The sequence below is a fragment of the Blautia ammoniilytica genome (assembly GCF_025566965.1).
In the GTDB taxonomy this organism is placed as follows: Bacteria; Bacillota; Clostridia; order Lachnospirales; family Lachnospiraceae; genus Blautia_A; species Blautia_A ammoniilytica.
On record NZ_JAOQJL010000013.1, the window covers coordinates 14,500 to 31,793 of the forward strand.

Genomic DNA, 17,294 nt, shown 5'->3' on the forward strand with positions numbered 1-17,294 from the left:
GGGCGGCCATGAAGAAAACAGTTACCATATGTTTTACCAACAACAAAGGAGGAAGCGGCAAATCCACCACATGCTCCAATGTGGGAGCAGCAATGGCACGGGCAGGAAAAAAGGTACTGCTGGTGGACGGAGACATGCAGCTGAATCTGTCCCTGTCCTTTTTCTCAGAGGAAAAAGTACTGGAAATGGCAGCAGGGGAGATGAATCTGTACCATGCTATTGGGGGGCAGAAGGATCTGACAGATTATATTGTGCATACCCCATATGAGGGGTTGGATCTGATCCCTTCTTCTACCCAGATGAGTTCCATTGAGTATGAGCTTTTTACAAAATGGCAGAGGGAATTTATCCTGAAAAAATGTTTGCAGAAGATCAAAGCAGCAGGAACTTATGATTATATCCTGATAGATGCACCACCTACACTGGGAGGCTGGGTGATGAATATTTTGTGTGCTTCAGACCGGGTGCTTGTACCGGTAGAGGCAAGCCCGTGGGGGATGTTTGGACTGGCCAATATGTTTGATTTTCTGGATGAAGTAAAGGAGATCGCACCGGAGCTTCAGGTGCTGGGGATCGTGATCACCAAGGCAGACACAAGAAAAGCATATTTTAAACAGACGCTGGAGACCTTAAAGGATATGGACGGGATCCGGCTGTTGGATTCTGTGATCCGGGTGGACAGCTCCATTGAGTGGGCGCAGGATGCCAGTGCCCCGGTGGTAGAGTTTAAGAAAAGCAGCAGAAGTGCAAAAGAATATACAGAACTTGCAGAGGAGGTAATGGATCGTGTCAGTAGGTAAAGCAAGCATTCAAAGGGCAGCAGCTAAAAACACAGCTGAAGCAAAAACAACAAAAGCAGCAACAAAAACAGCAAATAAAACAGCAGCCGGGAAAACAACAGGGCGAGCTGCTGCAAAGGCAGCACCAAAGGAAGTAACACAGTCTGTGGTAACGCCTATGGATTCCCAGGAAATACAATTAAAATTTCTTTCAGGCAACAGGCCGGCAGAAGAGGGAAAGCCTGTAAAGATCGCAGAGGACCTGCCGGTTTATCTGCTCTGATAATAATTTGGGTTAATATAGCTTTTTACAATATAAACAGTCTCAGATTTTTTGAGAATCCTGTGGCATGATGTATTCAGAATATCCTGCTCTGGAAAGAGAAAAATCAAAAAAGTGATATTCAAAAAGAAAATAATTTATAGCATTTGTCTTTTTGAAATCCTAAAATGATTTTATCAAAAAGGAGGTTCTGTTTATATGAAGAAAAGAATAATCGCAGTGGCTGCATTACTGGCCTGCTCCACACTTTTGGGAAGTGTTCATGTGTATGCAGAGGAAAATGAAAAGAATATTGTTGAAACAGCATACGGAAAAGTTCAAGGTATCAACAGTACGGATGAAACTTATGAGAATGTTGTAGAGTTTCGTGGAATTCCCTATGCAGCACCGCCGGTGGGTGATTTGCGCTGGAAAGCACCTGTAGATCCGGAAAAATGGGATGATGTACTTGTGTGCGACACTTACAAAGATATTCCTATGCAGGTATTGGGTGGAGCAGAGGTGGAACCATATAAATCGGATATTTATTACGATGGAGTTCCTGAAATGAGTGAAGACTGTCTGTATCTGAATGTAATGACAACAGAAGATTCACTTTCTTCTACAGAAAAGAAACCGGTATATGTCTGGTTCCATGGAGGTGGACTGAACAGCTGCTATACCTTTGAGCCGGAAGGAAACGGAGAAGCTTTTGCAAAGAATGGAATTGTTGTGGTAACAGTGGAACAGCGTCTTGGCGTCTTTGGGTATCTGTCATTGCCACAGCTTACTGAGGAACAGGGGCAGAGCGGAAATTATGGTCTGATGGACCAGATTAAAGCAATGGAATGGATCAAAGAGAATATAGCTAACTTTGGTGGAGACCCTGAGAATATAACTGTTGGCGGACAATCCGGCGGTACCACGAAGGCAATGGCAATGACTGCTTCTCCTAAAATGGATGTGAAAGTTGATAAATTGATCCTGGAAAGCGGCTTAAAGTACAATATGGAATTCCAGACTCAGGAAAGTGCTGAAGAAACAGGAACTGCATATCTGGGAGATCTGGGGCTTGATGAAAGTGCCACACTTGAGGATCTGAGAAACGTGGATGCTGAAAAACTGATCGACAGTACTAGCTCCAATTATCCGGGAAGCATGAATCTGGATGGTTTGTATGTCACCTATGAAAACATTCAGGATTCTATTAATGACGGAGCTTTTGATGAGGTTTCTATATTGTCCGGAACAAATCTTGGCGAGGGAAGCTATCCGAAGGTATCCACAGCAGATGATTTCTATGCTCAATATAAAGAAGCTCTTGGTGATTTGTATGACCAGTACGATTTTGAAAATCTGGTAAAAGTTGATGACAGTACAGCTGCTATGATCAGCCGTCAGTTAGGAACTTATGGTCTTGGCACAAATGTTAGCAGAAGCCTTATGGTTAATCGACTGTACGGAAAAATGATGTCAGAAAGAACAGATGGAAAAGTTGCAAACTATACATACTTATTCAGCCACGCTACACCTGAGAGCATTACAGATTTAGGAACGGACAGAGGCTGGGCTAACCAGTGGGCATGGCATACAGGTGAAATGTGGTATGCGTTTAATTCTCTGCGTGAGGGTGTTCCGGCGGTAAGACAGTGGACTGACTGGGATTATGAGCTGGCAGAAAAAATGAATCAGTATTGGTCAAACTTTATCAAAACCGGAGATCCGAATGGAGACGGACTTGCATACTGGCCAGTGGCAGATGAAAATATGGGATATATTCAGTTAGGAGATGGAATCAGTACACATGAAGATGAACTGACAGATCTGGAAAAACTGATGATGGATTATACAACCAGCTATTTCAATTTTCCTGCAGCTGAATAATAATAAACAGACTATTACTCACAAGTAAGGGCTGCCGGAAAGCAGGCAGTTCTAAAATAGGGAGGGTGTGACTTGCACTGAGTCACATCCTCCCTAAATTTGTTAATTGATGCCGCAGCTGTATTTTACGATCAGCAGTTCTACGCTTAAGGTATCCTGAAGACGTCCGGTTTTAACAGCTTCTTCTGCATCTACAAAATCAGCTACTGCCTGTTGAAGCTCATCCAGAGAATAGGACCGGGCGCAGGCAAGGATCTTCCGGACAACAAAGGCCGGGACACCAAGGCGGGAAGCCATTTCTGCCTGTGCCAGCCCTTCCTGTACAAATTGTTTTGCTAGAAAAAGCTGCCGGAACTGTTTCGCAAGAAGAAACAGGATCCGCATAGGAGGTTCCTTCAGGGTGAGCAGGTCATAATAAAGATCAAGAGCCTTTTTCTGGTTTTTATCGGCTACTGCCTGTACCATATCAAAGATCTTATTCTGGGTACGCGTCACACACACTGCCTCAATATCAGCTGCTGTAACAACATCCCTGCCGCTGGTGTAATTGATCAGCTTTTCCAGTTCCATGCGGAGATTCCCCATATCAGCCCCTGTTTTTGTGAGAAGCAGTTCCATGTCACGCTGAGTGATCTTTTTTCCTTCTTTGCCAAGAAGGCCGGCAGCCCAGCGCATCAGGGTTTTCTCATCCTGTGGGAGAAATTCACAGATCCGGCCAGCAGCTTTGACCGCCTTGTACATCCGGCTTCGTTTATCTACTTCGGACTCTGCGAATATGAGACAGAGATAATCAGGCAGGGATTTCATATAATCTGCCAGCTCGTCACATTTGTTTTTGAAAAATCCGGTATCTTCCAGAAGGATCACTCTCCGGTCAGCAAAAAAAGGCATGGTTTCGCATAAGTCGATCAATTCTTTTATTTCAATCCCTTTTCCTTCAAAACGGGTAAAATTCATGGTGTCCCCATCAGGGTTCAGTGCTTTTACCAGATTGTGCTTGTACTGCTGCTTCAGGTAGGCTTCGGCTCCGTAAAGCAGATATGCAGGTTTGAAATTGCCTGATTTAATATCTTCCTGAATATTTTTCAAAATAGTTTCTCCTACTGAAAAAGGCAGCCGCTGACGGTGCGACTGCCATATTTTCACTTATAAGCTTATAACTAAAAATAAAATTCTCTATTAACCGATGCTATTAACGGCTTTTGTTAAACGGGAAACTTTTCTAGCGCAGTTGTTCTTGTGGTAAACACCTTTGGATGTTGCTTTGCTGATAGTAGCAATAGCCTCTGTAAGTGCTGCCTCTGCTGCTGCTTTGTCCTTCTGTGCGACTGCTGCATCTACCTTTCTGATGGAAGTCTTAACAGCAGATTTGATGGATTTGTTTCTCGCAGCTTTAGTTCTTGTAACTAAAATTCTTTTCTTTGCGGATTTAATGTTAGCCAATTCGTACACCTCCAATTCCTAGATAATCGTGAAAATATTTTCTTTCATAGAAACAGACACGGGCGCCTCTATGAAACATGCTTATATAGTTTAGTATATTTACCATGGAATGTCAATACATAATTCAGGAAAAAGGAGAAAAAATATAGTATGATGGCTACTGTAAAAGGTCTGGATCCATATGGTGGATTGACCGTAAGTGAATGAAAGACGGTAGAACCGTAATTAAAGATATTTCAAAGGAGGAGTGCATGTTGGGCGATTATAAGATCCGCACGGACCTGGCATTAGAGGCAAGAGAACGGTTTGATGAAAAAAATGTGGAATTGCGGGGAGTGGAAGTGAAGGAAACCTATGACCAGGAAAAGGAAATCCGGACAACGGTTGTGAAAATTTTTACGGAAAACGGAGCAAAGGCCATGGGACGTCCTCAGGGCAACTACATTACTATAGAAGCACCTAATCTGTCTTCGCCGGACGAAGGTTATCACAGGGAAGTGTCAGAAGAGATCGCAGCCCATCTGACTCAGCTGATCAATCTGAAAAAAGAGCAGTCCATTCTGGTGGTAGGCCTGGGAAATCAAAACATTACAGCAGATGCTCTTGGTCCGCAGGTGGTGGGAAATCTTCATATGACAAGGCATATTATCAGGGAATACGGACTGATGGGACTGAAAAATGAAAAGCTGCACAGGATCAGTGGAATCATTCCAGGAGTGATGGCCCAGACAGGTATGGAAACCTGGGAGATCATCCAGGGAATCGTATCGGCCACAAATCCGGATGTGGTGATCGCAATTGATGCACTGGCAGCAAGAAGCACGAAAAGACTTAACAGGACAATTCAGATCACAGATACTGGAATCAGTCCGGGATCCGGAGTGGGTAATCACAGAGTGGGGCTTTCAAAAGAAAATCTTCATGTGAAAGTGATCGGGATCGGTGTTCCCACTGTTGTGGATGCAGCCACGATTGTTTACGATGCTATGTCTCATCTGCTGGAGACTTTGGAAGAAACAGAACAGAAGGAATTTCTGGAAGAAATTATTTCGCCTCATCTCCATACCATGTTTGTAACGCCCAAGGATGTGGATGAAACTGTAAGATATCTGGGATTTACCATTTCTGAAGGACTGAATATGGCTTTTGCACAGCAGGAATAAAAGATGAAAATCATAACTGCCGATTTTGCTTCATAGGATAGCATAAAGAGGTGGTTCGGTGACAAAATTCCAGAAGGGGTTCTGCGTTATTTTATGTCTGTGTTTCTTTCTGGTTCTGGCAGTAATGCCAGAGCCTTTTTCCCGTCTGGAAAATATATACCGGCAGTTTCCTATTTATCGTTTTGCAGAACAAAAAGCCAGAGATACATATCTGGAAGCAGACTGGCGGACAGAAGAAAAATTGATAGAAGAAAATGCAGAATACGTGGGACAACTACTGGAATCAACTCAGGCACAGCAGACAAAGGAACCACAGGTAACAGAGTTTCCACAGATGACAAAGGAACCACAGGTAACAGAATTTCCACAGATGACAAAGGAACCACAGGTAACAGAATTTCCACAGATGACAGAGAAACCCCAAATCACAGAGAAATTACAGGTTACAGAACCTCCGCAGATGACAGATTCCCCGCAGGTGGCAGAAACTGTGCAGCCCCATCCTGTGATCGACCTTTCACCGGAAAAGCTGGCAGATAAAAACTATCTTTTGGAACATTTTTTTGTGGTAGATGCAGCTACAACAGCAGAGGCAGCTTCCCTGAATGCAGCTGAATATCTGGCAAAGGATATGACACTTAAGCCGGAAAAAGATCAGCCGCAGATATTGATTTACCACAGCCATTCCCAGGAAACCTTTGCGGATTCAAGAACAGGAGAAGAAGCAGATACAGTGGTTGGAGTAGGAGATTATCTGACAGAAATCCTGGAGCAAAAGTATGGCTATCAGGTAATCCATGTAAGGGAGCATTTTGATGTGATAGGCGGAGAAATCGACAGAAGCCGGGCATACGATTTTGCCAGAGAATATGTGGAAAAAGTGCTGGAGGAGAATCCAACAGTTCAGGTTCTGATCGATCTTCACAGAGATGGGGTGCCGGAGGGGAAAAGGCTGGTAACAAAAATCGGAGGCAGGGATACAGCACAGATCATGTTTTATAACGGTTTAAGCTATACTGTAAATCAGGGGAAAATAAGCTATCTGCCAAATCCATATATTGAAGAGAATCTGGCTTTTTCTTTTCAGCTGGAGTATACAGCGGCAGAATATTATCCTGGATTTTACAGATGTATTTATCTGGCAGGGCTGCGGTATAATCTGCATTTAAGACCAAGGGCGCTGCTGGTGGAAGCAGGGGCGCAGACCAACACTGTACAGGAGGTGAAAAACGCCATGGAGCCTTTGGGGGATATTCTGAATCGGGTTTTAAAAGGCAGTGACAAATAAGCAGAAGCTGTGATATAATCAAAAAAGAGCGTAAAAAAGAGGAGGATCGTCTGGAATGACAGACCAGAGTAAGATACGGAATTTTTGTATTATCGCACATATAGACCATGGGAAATCCACACTGGCAGACCGGATCATTGAGATGACCGGCCTTCTTACAGAGCGTGAGATGCAGGCGCAGGTTCTTGACAACATGGACCTTGAACGTGAGCGGGGCATTACCATCAAATCCCAGGCAGTGCGTATTGTATATAAAGCAAAAGACGGAGAAGAGTATATTTTTAACCTGATCGATACACCAGGGCATGTGGATTTTAACTATGAGGTTTCCAGAAGCCTGGCAGCCTGTGATGGTGCGATCCTTGTGGTAGATGCAGCACAGGGGATCGAGGCACAGACACTTGCTAATGTATATATGGCGCTGGATCATGATCTGGAGGTGATCCCTGTGATCAATAAGATCGATCTGCCAAGTGCCCAGCCAGAGCGAGTGATCAATGAGATCGAGGATGTGATCGGACTTGAAGCCCAGGATGCACCTAAGATCTCAGCCAAAACAGGACTGAATGTGGACCAGGTACTGGAGAGTATTGTGGAGAAGATCCCTGCACCTGAGGGAGATCCGGATGCACCGCTGAAGGCGTTGATCTTTGATTCTGTTTATGATGCCTATAAAGGAGTTATTGTATTTTGCCGTCTGATGGACGGGCGTGTGCGTAAGGGGACTACTATCCGTATGATGGCTACCGGTTTTACAGCAGAGGTTGTGGAAGTTGGATATTTCGGACCAGGGCAGTTTATTCCCTGCGAAGAACTGAGTGCAGGTATGGTAGGATATATTACTGCAAGCATTAAGAATGTAAGGGATACCCGTGTTGGTGATACAGTGACAGATCATAACCGTCCCTGTAAGGAAGCACTGCCCGGATATAAGAAAGTAAATCCTATGGTTTACTGCGGATTGTATCCGGCTGACGGAGCCAAATACGGAGATCTGAGGGATGCACTGGAAAAACTGCAGCTGAATGACGCATCTTTGTTTTATGAGCCTGAGACTTCTGTTGCTTTGGGCTTTGGATTCCGCTGCGGATTCCTGGGACTGCTCCATCTGGAAATCATCCAGGAGCGTTTGGAAAGAGAATATAATCTTGATCTGGTTACAACTGCGCCCAGTGTTATTTATAAAGTCCATAAGACCAACGGAGAGGTGATCGATCTGACCAACCCAACTAATCTTCCGGATCCATCGGAGATCGAATTTATGGAAGAACCAATGGTTCAGGCTGAGATCATGGTGACTACGGAGTTTATCGGTGCGATCATGGATCTGTGCCAGGAACGCCGCGGACAGTACGGTGGCATGGAGTATATGGAGGAGACAAGGGCACTTTTGAAGTACAAGCTGCCGCTGAATGAGATCATTTATGATTTCTTTGATGCATTGAAATCACGTTCCAGGGGCTACGCTTCCCTGGATTACGAGCTTTGCGGATATGAACGAAGTGAGCTTGTGAAGCTGGATATCCTGGTAAATAAAGAAGAAGTGGACGCATTATCCTTTATTGTCCATGCAGATACTGCTTATGAGAGAGGCAGGAAGATGTGTGAAAAGCTGAAGGACGAGATTCCAAGACAGCTTTTTGAAATCCCGATCCAGGCAGCTATCGGCAGTAAGATCATTGCAAGAGAGACAGTAAAAGCCATGCGTAAGGATGTGCTTGCCAAGTGTTATGGCGGTGATATTTCCCGTAAGAAGAAGCTTCTTGAAAAGCAGAAGGAAGGCAAGAAGAGAATGCGTCAGGTAGGAAATGTAGAGATACCGCAGAAAGCATTTATGAGTGTTTTAAAGCTGGATGAGAATTAAGGCTCTGGAGGAATACTAATGAGAGAAAAAATCCTGCAAATCCTGAAACGGATTTCATATTCGGTGAAAAAGAGCATAAGGCGAAAACGGCAGCTGTGGATCCGTGGCGGGATCATGGCTGTAGGTCTGCTGGTGATCGTGATCTTTATCGGGAAATGTGCCTGCAGCAAGAAGCCAGCCGGAACCCAGGATGAAAGCTCCATGGGGGTTATGACCATTACCGTGGCTCCGTCTCCCACGCCGACTGAGATTCCAAGGCAGGTAAGCAGTGATGCAGCTGCTACCAATGGCAATGTTACCATGGTCAATGAATATCTGGTGCAGAAAGGGAAGGGCAGCAGCACAAAGGCGGATAACAGCAGTGCCACAGATAATAATGGCAGCGGAGAGGACAGCGATACTTCAGGTACAAATGGAGACGGCAGTACAGATGGAACAGAATAAAAAAATAGAATTATATGTTCATATTCCTTTCTGTGTGAAGAAATGTGATTATTGCGATTTCCTTTCTGCCCCGGCAGGAAGGGATACACAGGAACAGTATGTACAGGCACTTCTACATGAGATCCAGACAGAAGGCGGCAGGCGTAAAGAACCTGTGGCCTCTGTTTTTATTGGGGGAGGGACGCCTTCTATATTAGAAGCAGATCTGCTGGAGAAGATATTAAAGGCCTTGTATCGATGTTTTTATATAGAAAAAGAAGCAGAAGTAACCATGGAAGCCAATCCTGGTACGCTTACCTTGGAAAAACTGAGGATCTGCAGGGAAAATGGTGTGAACCGGTTAAGTCTGGGACTTCAGTCACCGGATGACACAGAACTTGCCAGTTTGGGCAGGATCCATGATTACCAACAGTTTCTGGAAAGCTATCAGATGGCCAGGGAGGCAGGCTTTCACAATGTAAATGTGGATCTGATGTTTGGGATTCCGGGCCAGACAAGAGATGGCTGGGAAAAGAGCCTGCGTACGGTAGCAGCCTTAAATCCGGAACATATTTCGGCTTATAGTCTGATCATCGAAGAAGGGACACCTTTTGCTGCAAGAAACCTGAAGCTTCCAGATGAAGACACCGAGTATCAGATGTATGAAGATACGGCACGGATTCTTGGGGAATATGGCTTTGAACAATATGAGATTTCCAATTATGCCAAAGTCGGCAAAGCCTGTATCCATAATATTGGTTACTGGACAGGTGTTTCTTATCTTGGCTTGGGATTGGGGGCAGCTTCTCTGATGGATGGCTGTAGATTTACCAATACAACCTCTCTGGAAAGGTATACAACAGCCAGCAGAAAGCCGGATTTTCCTGACAATATCAGGAAAGATCTGATCAAGCTGACCCGCCAGGAGCAGATGGAGGAATTTATGTTTCTTGGGCTAAGGCTTAGATCGGGTATTTCAAAGGCTGAGTTCGCACAGAGGTTTGGTATCCCTATAGAGGAGATTTATGGGGATGTGATCCGCAGATATAAAGAACTTGCTTTGCTGCAAGAAGAAAATGGGCGGATTTTCCTTTCCAGACATGGCATCCATGTAAGCAATACTGTGATGGCAGATTTTTTGCTGTAGATATGGAAAACTAAACAGACCCCTTGAAAAACAGATGTTCGTGTGCTATGCTAAACGAAGTACAACTCGAACATTTGTTTTTGCTTGAAGAACTGGAAAACAGGAGGCAGATATGGCCATAGATCAGAATAATAAAAAACAATTTATCCGCATTCGAGGAGCTAATGAAAATAACCTGAAGAACCTGAATGTAGATATTCCAAGAGGGGAATTTGTAGTGTTTACCGGACTGAGCGGATCCGGTAAATCCTCCCTTGCTTTTGATACCATTTATGCAGAAGGACAAAGAAGATATATGGAATCTTTGTCATCCTATGCCCGGCAGTTTCTGGGACAGATGGAGAAGCCTGATGTAGAAAGCATAGAAGGCCTGCCTCCGGCCATATCCATTGACCAGAAGTCTACCAACAGGAACCCTCGTTCTACAGTAGGCACTGTGACAGAGATTTATGATTATTTCAGGCTGCTGTATGCCAGGGTAGGAATTCCTCATTGTCCCAAATGTGGTAAGGAGATCAGGAAGCAGACGGTAGATCAGATGGTGGATCAGATCCTGATGCTTCCGGAGCGTACAAAGATCCAGCTGCTAGCGCCAGTCGTCCGTGGGAGAAAGGGCACTCATGCCAAGCTTCTGGAGCAGGCAAAGAAAAGCGGATATGTGCGGGCAGAGATTGATGGCAGTGTTTATGAGCTGTCTGAGGAGATCAAGCTGGATAAGAATATTAAGCATACCATTGCCATTATTGTAGACAGGCTGATTGTGAAGGATGGGATCCAGAAGAGGCTTGCAGATTCTATTGAGACAGTGCTGGGGCTTTCTGATGGCCTGCTTGTGGTAGATACTATGGACGGCAAATATCTTAATTTCAGCCAAAGCTTTTCCTGCCCGGACTGTGGGATCAGCATTGACGAGATCGAGCCAAGAAGCTTTTCCTTTAATAATCCTTTTGGTGCCTGCCCGGACTGCCTGGGATTAGGTTATAAGATGGAGTTTGATATAGACCTGATGATTCCGGACAAGTCTTTAAGCATCGCAAATGGAGCCATTGCAGTTACCGGATGGCAGTCCTGCACAGATAAAGGCAGCTTTACCTATGCGATCCTTTCTGCCCTGGCAAGGGAATATGATTTCAGCCTGGAAACGCCATTTCAGGAATATCCTCAGAAGATTCAGGATATTCTTGTGAATGGTACGGGAGGACGCTCCGTAAAGGTATACTATAAGGGACAGAGAGGGGAAGGGGTTTATGATGTGGCTTTCCCGGGACTGATCCGTAATGTGGAGCAACGGTACAGAGAGACAGGTTCGGAGACCATGAAGCAGGAATATGAAAGCTTTATGAGGATTACACCATGTACCACCTGTAAAGGTCAGAGACTGAAGAAAGAATCCCTGTCAGTTACTGTGGCAGATAAGAACATTTATGAGATCACCAATTTATCAATCGAAAAACTGAAAGAGTTTCTTTCGGATATCCAGCTTACACCTCAGCAGATGCTGATCGGCCGGCAGATCCTGAAGGAGATTGTTGCCAGAGTAGGCTTTCTTTCAGATGTTGGGCTGGATTACCTATCTCTTGCAAGGGCAACTGCCACTCTTTCCGGAGGGGAGGCTCAGAGGATCCGTCTGGCGACTCAGATCGGGTCAGGTCTTGTAGGAGTTGCTTATATTCTGGATGAACCAAGTATCGGGCTTCACCAGAGGGATAATGACCGGCTGCTTCGAGCGTTGATGCATCTTCGTGACCTGGGCAATACATTGATCGTAGTAGAGCATGATGAGGATACCATGCGTGCTGCAGATTGTGTGGTTGATATTGGCCCCGGTGCAGGGGAGCATGGCGGAGAGCTTGTGGGTATCGGTACTGCAGAAGATCTGATGAAGAATGAAAGATCTGTTACAGGTGCATATCTTAGCGGCAAGCTTAAGATCCCGGTACCAAAGGAACGGAGAACACCAACCGGTTTCCTGAAGATCCGTGGCGCAGCTGAGAATAATCTGAAGAAGATCAATGTGGACATTCCGCTAGGGGTGATGACTTGTGTGACCGGTGTGTCCGGATCCGGGAAAAGCTCCCTGGTGAATGAGATCCTGTATAAGCGTCTTGCCAGGGATCTGAACAGGGCCAGGGTGATTCCTGGAAAGCACAGTGATATCCTGGGGATCCAGCAGCTGGATAAGGTGATTAATATTGACCAGTCTCCTATTGGAAGGACTCCACGTTCCAATCCGGCTACTTATACCGGCGTTTTTGATCAGATCCGTGACCTGTTTGCTGCCACTGCCGATGCCAAGGCCAAAGGCTATAAGAAGGGCAGATTCAGCTTCAACGTAAAGGGCGGGCGTTGTGAGGCCTGCAGCGGAGATGGTATTATTAAGATTGAGATGCATTTTCTTCCGGATGTATATGTGCCCTGCGAGGTCTGCAAGGGTAAGCGGTATAATCGTGAAACATTGGAAGTGAAATATAAGGGCAAAAGCATATATGATGTACTGAATATGACTGTAGAAGAAGCGCTTCCGTTTTTTGAAAATATTCCGTCTATCCGCAGAAAGATAGAGACTTTATATGATGTAGGACTTTCTTATATCCGGCTTGGACAGCCTTCTACAACTCTTTCCGGAGGAGAGGCCCAGCGGATTAAGCTGGCTGCAGAGCTGAGCAAACGCAGTACCGGAAAGACTATTTATATTTTGGATGAGCCGACCACAGGTCTTCACTTCGCAGATGTGCACAAGCTGGTGGAGATCCTGAAGCGCCTTTCTGAAGGAGGAAATACTGTGGTAGTGATCGAGCACAATCTGGATGTGATCAAGACTGCAGATTATATCATAGATATAGGCCCGGAGGGCGGCGACAGGGGTGGCACTGTGGTTGCCTTTGGTACGCCGGAGCAGGTTGCAGCCAACCCGTCCTCCTACACCGGCCAGTACGTAGCCAAATATTTACGGTGACAAGAGCTTTCTTTTTGGAGAGGAATTGCGTATAATAAGGAAAACGTAACTGTGTTTTTAACAGTTACAGTTCTGGGAAAATAAACAGGAATTAAAGGGAGGTTCACAATGCCGGCAAGCGATATAGGAATTGATCTTGGAACCAGAAACAGCCAGGTATATTCTACCGGGAAAGGCCTTGTGCTGATGGAGCCTACAGTAGCAGTATATGATAAAGATTCAGAAAAAATAAAGGCAATGGGAGAGGAAGCAAAGCAGATGGCAGGGCATGTTTCTTCCAATATGGAGATTATCTGGCCCATTCGCCAAGGTGTGATTATAGATTACACAGTTATGGAGAAAATGCTGAAGTTCTTCATTTCAAGGGCAATGGGACGCAGAGCTTTCCGCAAGCCAAGGATCAGCATCTGTATTCCCAGCGGGACCACTGAAATCGAAAAAAAGGCTATCGAAGAAGCGACCTACCAGGCAGGAGCCAGAGAGGTTTTTCTTGCAGATGAGCCGATTGCCGCTGCTATTGGTGCAGGTGTGGATGTTACAAAACCGTTTGGCAATCTGATCGTGGATATTGGTGCAGGTACTACAGATATTGCAGTGATTTCTATGGCAGGAGTTGTGGTATCCAGTTCCATTAAGGTGGCAGGAGATAATTTTAATCAGGCCATTATGGGTTATGTGCGGAAAGCCCACAATCTGTTTATAGGGGAGGATGCAGCAGAAAGAATCAAGATAAAGATCGGTACTGCCATCGAAGAAGCATCTCCCAGGACTATGGAGGTGAAAGGGCGCAATGTGATCACCGGACTGCCCAAGACAGTGACCCTTACCTCTGAAGAAGTAAGGATGGCTCTTAGGGAGGCTACAGGACAGATTGTAGAGGCTGTACATGGAGTTCTGGAGAAAACACCGCCGGAACTTGCCGCTGATATTGTAGACCGGGGTATCGTGCTTACCGGCGGAGGTGCATTGCTTCATGGCATAGATAACCTGATCGAACAGAAAACAGGCGTAAATACGCTGACTGTACAGGATGCCATCATGGTAGTTGCTGCAGGAACAGGAAAATATGCAGAGATCATGTCGAGGATGGATGATTAGAAAGAATGAGTGAGAAGATTACCGGTTATATTGACCATGTGGTTTTCCGTAATAATGACAATGGATATACAGTTATGGTGGTGAAAGGCACAAAGGAGGAAGAACTGACCTGTGTAGGCAGTTTTCCTTCTATTAGCCAGGGCGTGACTATAGAGGCGGAAGGCACTTACACTACTCATCCTGTTTACGGAAAGCAGTTTCAGATACACAGTTATACAGAAAAGATGCCGGAAGACAGCCTTGCAATGGAAAGATATCTTGGATCAGGAGCCATCAAAGGAATCGGGGCGGCGCTGGCTGCCAGGATCGTTCGGCATTTTGGAGAAGATACACTTCGGATCGTAGAGGAGGAGCCAGAACGTCTTTCAGAAGTCAAAGGGATCAGTGAGAAAAAAGCGCGGGAGATTGCTGTCCAGGTTACAGAAAAGGCAGATATGAGGAGAGCCATGATCTTTCTGCAGAAATACGGGATATCCCTGAATCTTGGCGCAAAAATATACCAGAAATATGGCCAGGCTGTTTACGGTGTGCTTCAGGAGAATCCGTACCGCCTGGCCGAAGACATTTCTGGCGTGGGATTTAAGATCGCAGATGAGATTGCATCCAGGATCGGTATACATACAGATTCGGATTACAGGATTCGCAGCGGTATGTTGTATACTCTTATGCAGGCTTCAGGTGAAGGCCATATTTATCTGCCCCAAAAAGAGCTTTTTGAAAGAGCTTCCAGACTGCTGGATGTGGATTCCTCCTATATGGAAAAGCATCTGATGGATATGGCTATTGACCGGAAACTTGTATTAAAAGAAACAAAAGAGGCTACTCTGGTTTATCCCAGCAAATATTATCAGATTGAGCTGAATACAGCCAGAATGCTGAATGAACTGAATATTAAATGTCCTGAGAATGAAAAACTGGTAGAGCGCAGATTGGCCCAGATACAGAAGGAAACAGGTACTGTCCTGGATGAAATGCAGAAAAAAGCTGTAAAAGAAGCAGCAGAAAATGGCCTGTTCATTCTTACAGGAGGTCCTGGCACAGGAAAGACCACCACCATTAATGCTATTATCCGCTTTTTTGAAGGGGAGGGAGCAGAACTTCGACTTGCTGCGCCTACAGGCAGAGCGGCCAAAAGAATGACGGAGACCACCGGATATGAAGCACAGACGATCCACAGGCTTTTGGAACTGAACGGTGTTCCGGATGAAGAGCATGACAATCAGGCTATTCATTTTGACAGAAATGCTCAGAATCCGTTGGATGCGGATGTGATCATTATTGATGAAATGTCCATGGTGGATATTTTTCTGATGCATTCTCTGCTTCAGGCCATCACTGCCGGCACAAGGCTGATTCTTGTAGGAGATGAAAATCAGCTGCCAAGCGTAGGACCCGGGAATGTACTGCGAGACATTATCCGCAGCCAGGTATTTCCTGTGGTGGAACTTACCAAGATCTTCCGGCAGGCGTCTGAGAGCGATATTGTGGTGAATGCCCATAAGATCAACCGTGGAGAACAGGTATCCTTAGATAACAAAAGCAGGGATTTCTTTTTTCTGAAGCGATATGATGCAGATATTATCATCCGCGTGGTGATCGCATTGATCCAGGAGAAGATGCCCAGATATGTGGAAGCCAGACCCTTTGAGATACAGGTGCTTACCCCTATGCGTAAAGGACTTCTGGGTGTGGAGCGGCTAAATCAGATCCTGCAGAGATATCTGAATCCGCCGGATTCGGGTAAACGGGAGTATGAAGCCGGGCAGCAGATGTTCCGTGAAGGGGACAAGGTGATGCAGGTTAAAAATAATTATCAGATGGAATGGGAAGTGCGGGGCAAATATGGCATTCCTGTAGAAAAGGGAGTAGGCGTATTTAACGGAGACACCGGGATACTGAAGGAAATCAATGAATTTTCAGAGATTGCATCTGTGGAATTTGAAGATGGAAGATGGGCAGAGTATTCTTTTAAGCAGCTGGAGGAACTGGAACTGGCTTATGCCATTACCATCCATAAGTCCCAGGGGTCAGAATATCCGGCAGTGATCCTTCCGATCCTGTCAGGACCAAGGATGCTTCTGAACCGTAATCTTTTGTATACAGCTGTTACCAGGGCAAGGAAATGTGTAACTGTAGTGGGAAGTGAAGAAACTTTTGGGGAGATGATCCGCAATGAAAAGCAGCAGAAGCGTTACAGCTCTCTGGACATGCGTATCCGGGAGCTTGCTGAATCTTCTTTATCCCAGACGATGTCCTTTGTGCCATCAGGTAATGAAGGAACAAAGGCGGCTGATTTGTCCGGAATGTGAAAAGGATCTTCATCCTATTACCGGCCCAAGATGTTATCACTGTGGGAAACCGATCAAAGAGGGAGAAGAATACTGTGCAGACTGTAGATCTCATCCGGGCGCATTTACAGCGGGAAAAGGGATTTTTCTTTACGATGACAGGATGAAGGCTTCCATGATGAAGTATAAGTACAGCGGATGCAGAGAGTATGGACGTTTTTTCGGAAGAGCCATGTGTGTCTACGGTGCTGATTCCATTCGCAGATGGTCACCGGATCTGATCGTACCTGTCCCTATGACTGCCGCAAAGCTGCGGCAGAGAGGATTTAATCAGGCAGTGGATCTGGCAGGGATCGTTGCTGCGTGGATGAAGCTTCCTTTGGATACCGGGCTTGTACAAAAGATCAGACATACAGATGCTCAGAAGGAGCAGGATGCAGCAGGACGTCGCCGTAATCTGAAAGGTGCTTTTGAAATTACCAGAAGAATTGACGGAATGCGTATTTTGATCATTGATGATGTGTATACTACAGGCAGTACCATGGATGAGATCGCCGGATGCCTGAAAAAAAGCGGGGCAGAGGCAGTGTTTTTTCTCACTCTGTGCAGTGGAATCCATTGATTCATGGCAAAAAATGCTTTTCACAGCATAGGATATATGATACAATTAATCTATATGGTTAAAATGCGTTTATAGTA

The 17,294-nt window shown here is 45.4% G+C and carries 14 protein-coding genes; 12 read left to right on the forward strand and 2 right to left on the reverse strand.

Annotated elements, in window-relative coordinates; all coding sequences use genetic code 11:
• Positions 1-8: 8 nt before the first annotated feature.
• The 3 genes from OCV61_RS08010 (at position 9) to OCV61_RS08020 (ending at position 2,925) form a co-directional block, all read left to right on the forward strand.
• A complete protein-coding gene (locus OCV61_RS08010) occupies positions 9-800 on the forward strand; it encodes a ParA family protein (protein WP_158421389.1) in 792 nt (263 codons plus the stop codon).
• Complete coding sequence (locus OCV61_RS08015) at positions 787-1,062, forward strand: hypothetical protein (RefSeq protein ID WP_158421390.1); 276 nt, start codon at positions 787-789, stop codon at positions 1,060-1,062. The genes OCV61_RS08010 and OCV61_RS08015 overlap by 14 nt, the downstream gene beginning before the upstream one ends.
• Before the next feature lie 198 nt (positions 1,063-1,260).
• Positions 1,261-2,925 (forward strand): carboxylesterase/lipase family protein, encoded by a 1,665-nt coding sequence (locus OCV61_RS08020; RefSeq protein WP_158421391.1) that lies wholly within the window; start codon positions 1,261-1,263, stop codon positions 2,923-2,925.
• Positions 2,926-3,027: 102 nt separating this feature from the next.
• Here OCV61_RS08020 and holA read toward each other — a convergent pair whose 3' ends face one another.
• Together holA and rpsT are read right to left on the reverse strand one after the other, a co-directional pair.
• Positions 3,028-4,014: a DNA polymerase III subunit delta gene (gene holA, locus OCV61_RS08025; RefSeq protein WP_158421392.1), complete on the reverse strand. Its 987-nt coding sequence runs from the start codon at positions 4,012-4,014 to the stop codon at positions 3,028-3,030.
• A gap of 90 nt (positions 4,015-4,104) precedes the next feature.
• Positions 4,105-4,368, reverse strand: a complete 264-nt coding sequence (rpsT, locus tag OCV61_RS08030) for a 30S ribosomal protein S20 (protein ID WP_330382905.1) — start codon at positions 4,366-4,368, stop codon at positions 4,105-4,107.
• 251 nt (positions 4,369-4,619) lie between these two features.
• On the opposite strand from rpsT, the gene gpr reads away from it, so the two are divergent.
• The 9 genes from gpr to OCV61_RS08075 all read left to right on the forward strand — a co-directional run bounded on the left by gpr (position 4,620) and on the right by OCV61_RS08075 (position 17,217).
• Complete coding sequence (gpr, locus tag OCV61_RS08035) at positions 4,620-5,531, forward strand: GPR endopeptidase (protein WP_158421394.1); 912 nt, start codon at positions 4,620-4,622, stop codon at positions 5,529-5,531.
• Between the two features lie 58 nt (positions 5,532-5,589).
• A complete protein-coding gene (locus OCV61_RS08040) occupies positions 5,590-6,819 on the forward strand; it encodes a stage II sporulation protein P (RefSeq protein ID WP_262582748.1) in 1,230 nt (409 codons plus the stop codon).
• Between the two features lie 55 nt (positions 6,820-6,874).
• A complete protein-coding gene (gene lepA, locus OCV61_RS08045) occupies positions 6,875-8,683 on the forward strand; it encodes a translation elongation factor 4 (RefSeq protein ID WP_158421395.1) in 1,809 nt (602 codons plus the stop codon).
• An 18-nt stretch (positions 8,684-8,701) separates the two neighbouring features.
• The gene (locus OCV61_RS08050; RefSeq protein ID WP_158421396.1) at positions 8,702-9,127 is read left to right on the forward strand and encodes a hypothetical protein; all 426 of its coding nucleotides are present in this window, start codon (positions 8,702-8,704) and stop codon (positions 9,125-9,127) included.
• Complete coding sequence (hemW, locus tag OCV61_RS08055) at positions 9,114-10,253, forward strand: radical SAM family heme chaperone HemW (RefSeq protein ID WP_158421456.1); 1,140 nt, start codon at positions 9,114-9,116, stop codon at positions 10,251-10,253. The genes OCV61_RS08050 and hemW overlap by 14 nt, the downstream gene beginning before the upstream one ends.
• A gap of 112 nt (positions 10,254-10,365) precedes the next feature.
• Positions 10,366-13,209, forward strand: a complete 2,844-nt coding sequence (gene uvrA / locus OCV61_RS08060) for an excinuclease ABC subunit UvrA (protein ID WP_158421397.1) — start codon at positions 10,366-10,368, stop codon at positions 13,207-13,209.
• Positions 13,210-13,317: 108 nt separating this feature from the next.
• On the forward strand, positions 13,318-14,307 hold the full coding sequence (mreB, locus tag OCV61_RS08065; RefSeq protein ID WP_158421398.1) for a rod shape-determining protein: 990 nt from the start codon (positions 13,318-13,320) through the stop codon (positions 14,305-14,307).
• Positions 14,308-14,312: 5 nt separating this feature from the next.
• Positions 14,313-16,616: an SF1B family DNA helicase RecD2 gene (gene recD2 / locus OCV61_RS08070; RefSeq protein ID WP_158421399.1), complete on the forward strand. Its 2,304-nt coding sequence runs from the start codon at positions 14,313-14,315 to the stop codon at positions 16,614-16,616.
• Positions 16,579-17,217, forward strand: a complete 639-nt coding sequence (locus OCV61_RS08075) for a ComF family protein (protein WP_158421400.1) — start codon at positions 16,579-16,581, stop codon at positions 17,215-17,217. Before recD2 ends, OCV61_RS08075 begins: the two co-directional genes overlap by 38 nt.
• The last annotated feature ends 77 nt before the right edge of the window (positions 17,218-17,294 follow it).